The organism is Pseudomonas sp. P5_A12, from assembly GCF_056400685.1.
The window spans coordinates 1-3,173 of record NZ_JBFUKU010000443.1 but is presented as its reverse complement, the minus strand read 5'-3'; the positions used below and the strand labels follow the sequence as shown (position 1 = coordinate 3,173).

General features: G+C 53.5%; 4 protein-coding genes, 3 tRNA genes and 1 rRNA gene. All 8 read left to right on the top strand.

Annotation, left to right across the window (positions count from 1 at the left end; translation table 11 throughout):
* Positions 1–100 (top strand): 5S ribosomal RNA (rrf, locus tag AC1DSG_RS29580); the annotation flags it as partial.
* Between the two features lie 135 nt (positions 101–235).
* Complete coding sequence (gene birA, locus AC1DSG_RS29575; protein ID WP_477794036.1) at positions 236–1,195, top strand: bifunctional biotin--[acetyl-CoA-carboxylase] ligase/biotin operon repressor BirA; 960 nt, start codon at positions 236–238, stop codon at positions 1,193–1,195.
* On the top strand, positions 1,185–1,934 hold the full coding sequence (locus tag AC1DSG_RS29570; RefSeq protein ID WP_477794035.1) for a pantothenate kinase: 750 nt from the start codon (positions 1,185–1,187) through the stop codon (positions 1,932–1,934). Before birA ends, AC1DSG_RS29570 begins: the two co-directional genes overlap by 11 nt.
* 7 nt (positions 1,935–1,941) lie before the next feature.
* Positions 1,942–2,382 carry a hypothetical protein gene (locus AC1DSG_RS29565; RefSeq protein WP_477794034.1) on the top strand — a complete coding sequence of 147 codons (441 nt, stop codon included), beginning with the start codon at positions 1,942–1,944 and terminating at the stop codon, positions 2,380–2,382.
* A 144-nt stretch (positions 2,383–2,526) separates the two neighbouring features.
* Positions 2,527–2,611: transfer RNA gene (locus tag AC1DSG_RS29560), tRNA-Tyr, on the top strand.
* Between the two features lie 24 nt (positions 2,612–2,635).
* Positions 2,636–2,709 (top strand) — tRNA-Gly (locus tag AC1DSG_RS29555).
* A 26-nt stretch (positions 2,710–2,735) separates the two neighbouring features.
* A tRNA-Thr gene (locus AC1DSG_RS29550) sits at positions 2,736–2,811 on the top strand.
* Positions 2,812–2,895: 84 nt separating this feature from the next.
* On the top strand, positions 2,896–3,173 hold a 278-nt coding region (locus AC1DSG_RS29545; protein ID WP_477794037.1), incomplete at its 3' end, for a GTP-binding protein.

The window sequence follows — 3,173 nt, the reverse complement described above, 5'->3', positions numbered from 1 at the left end:
CATTGGAACCACCTGATCCCAWCCCGAACTCAGCAGTGAAACGATGCATCGCCGATGGTAGTGTGGGGTTTCCCCATGTGAGAGTAGGTCATCGTCAAGTTTAAATTCCGAAACCCCTATCTGCGTATGCAGGTAGGGGTTTTGTTTTGTCCGCAGGAAATCCGTCTTGTCGGGTGTCTATGCAACGGCTCGGGGCATGGCTATCATGCGGGCCTCATTGTGAGGCGAGACCTGCATGCTGACGTTGTTAAAGCTTCTTAAGGATGGACGGTTCCATTCGGGCCAAGCCCTCGGTGCGGCCCTGGGTGTCAGTCGTAGTGCGGTGTGGAAGCAGCTTCAGCATTTAGAGGCTGAGCTCGGCTTGTCAATTCATAAGGTGCGCGGTCGCGGATATCAGCTGGCGGCACCGCTGACGTTGCTTGATCCTGTCGCCATAAAAAACAACGCGCCCACGTGTGACTGGCCAATTTTGATCTTCGATTCAATAGACTCCACTAACGCTGAGGCCTTGCGGGCTATTGAGCGTGGCCAAGCTGCGCCATTTTTGGTACTTGCCGAGCGTCAGACGGCTGGCCGCGGGCGGCGTGGCCGCAAATGGGTCAGTCCTTTTGCGGAAAACATCTATTACAGTCTGGTATTGCGTATTGACGGYGGAATGCGGCAACTGGAAGGGTTGAGCCTTGTTGTCGGTCTTGCGGTCATGCAGGCCTTGCGAGCGCTCGGTGTTCCAGGGGTCGGATTAAAATGGCCCAACGATGTTTTGGTGGGGCAGAAAAAGATCGCCGGGATATTGCTTGAGTTGGTGGGTGATCCGGCGGATGTATGTCACGTGGTGTTGGGTGTTGGGATTAACGTCAACATGCAGATTGCGGATGAGGTTGATCAATTGTGGACGTCAATGCGTCTGGAGTCGGGCAAGGTGTTTGATCGCAATTGCCTGGTTTCGGAGTTGGGCTCGATGCTCCAGGTATACCTTGCTCGGCACCAGCTCGACGGATTTTCGTCGATCCAGTCAGAGTGGGAGCACCACCACCTATGGCAGGGGCGGGCAGTGTCTCTGATTGCCGGCGTAAGCCACGTAGATGGTGAGGTATTGGGTATCGACAGTCAGGGGGCTTTGCGCTTGAAAGTGAATGGCGTTGAAAAAGTCTTTAGTGGCGGTGAGCTCAGTCTGAGGTTGCGCGATGATTCTTGAGCTCGACTGTGGAAATAGTTTTATCAAGTGGCGTGTGCTCTGTGCTGATCTCAGGCGGGTGTTTAGCGAGGGCGTGGTTGATTCGGATGACGCTTTGTTGGAGGGGTTGAGCGGGCTTGGTGGGCTCGCTCTCAAGCATTGTCGGTTGGTTAGCGTCAGAACAGCCGAAGAAACTGCCGCTTTAACCTCTATATTGACGCAAGCTTTCGGTGTGGCCGTGGTATGTGCGACACCTGCTCGCGAAATGGCTGGAGTGCGCAACGGATACACCGAGTTTGAGCGGCTGGGGCTCGATCGCTGGCTTGCGATGCTCGGAGGGTACCATCTGGCTTCTGGTGCGTGTCTGGTGCTTGATTTTGGTACGGCGGTGACTGCTGACTTCATTGCGCAGGATGGGGAGCACCTTGGCGGCTTTATTTGCCCTGGAATGCCGTTGATGCGCAACCAGCTGCGAACCCATACCCGCAGAATCCGATACGGTGATCTGGCTGCCGAGCGCGCTCTGGAGAGTCTCGCTCCTGGTCGTACAACCGTCGAAGCAGTTGAGCGCGGATGCTCTCTTATGTTGAGAGGGTTTGTCCTGACTCAGTTGGAGCTGGCGCGTAGTTATTGGGGGAATGACTTTGCTGTATTCCTCACTGGGGGGGATGCGACTCTGGTCTCCGGGATCGTGCCTGAGGCCAGGCTGGTTCCAGATCTGATTTTTGTGGGTTTAGCGATGGCGTGTCCATTGTCCTGAGGTTTTTATGCGTTGGTTGTTTCTGTTGCTGCTCGTTCTCAACGTCTTTTATTACATTTGGCATCAACAAGAGGCCCCGCTACGGGCGAAAGATGTAACGCCTTTGAGCTTGTACCGGGGGGCGCAACAGGATATTCGCTTGCTCAGCGAGGCAGCTGATGCGAGCCGTGACAAGGGAAGGTCCGCAGTTGCGGGAAATGGCTGTCTCTATTTGGGGGGCTTTGTCCGTCAGGAGTCCGCTTTGGCGGCTGGGCGACGACTCGGTGAGATCGGAGTCAAGTTTCAGTCTCTGCCGAAAGCCACCCCCGAATCATCGGGTTATTGGCTGCGCGTAGCGCCCGAAAGCCAGCGTTTGCTGGATGATTTGCAGCTGATGAACCTTTCTAAAGAATTCAATGAGTTAAAACATAAAATAATGCCGTGCGAGGGGGTTGCGCCGGCTGAATAGTTTGAATAGAATGGCGCCCGCTTCGCAGTGAAGACCTTTAACAGTCAACGGTGCGAAAGCGATGTCAACGCAGCTAAGCTCAGGTTTTTAATGAGAAAAATGCTTGACAGAAGGCTGGCATGATGTAGAATGCCGGCTCGCTTAGGAGGGGTTCCCGAGCGGCCAAAGGGATCAGACTGTAAATCTGACGTCTACGACTTCGAAGGTTCGAATCCTTCCCCCTCCACCATTTTTAGCGAGAGCTGCAAGCTCCGCGGGTATAGTTTAGTGGTAGAACCTCAGCCTTCCAAGCTGATGATGCGGGTTCGATTCCCGCTACCCGCTCCAAGTTTGCAGGTCCTGCAAAGTGTTACGCTCTTGTAGCTCAGTTGGTAGAGCACACCCTTGGTAAGGGTGAGGTCAGCGGTTCAAATCCGCTCAAGAGCTCCATATAACAAGGCAGATATGAAAATATCTGCCTTTGTTTTAATGGTTGATATTGTTTGTTCAATTCTTCTGTTGGGGGTTGTTTCGATGGCTAAGGAAAAGTTCGATCGTTCGCTGCCGCACGTCAACGTTGGTACTATTGGTCACGTTGACCATGGTAAAACCACTCTGACTGCTGCTCTGACTCGTGTTTGCTCCGAGGTTTTCGGTTCGGCTATCGTTGATTTCGATAAAATCGACAGCGCACCAGAAGAAAAAGCTCGTGGTATCACCATCAACACCGCACACGTCGAGTACAACTCGAAGATTCGTCACTACGCTCACGTTGACTGCCCAGGTCACGCTGACTACGTGAAGAACATGAT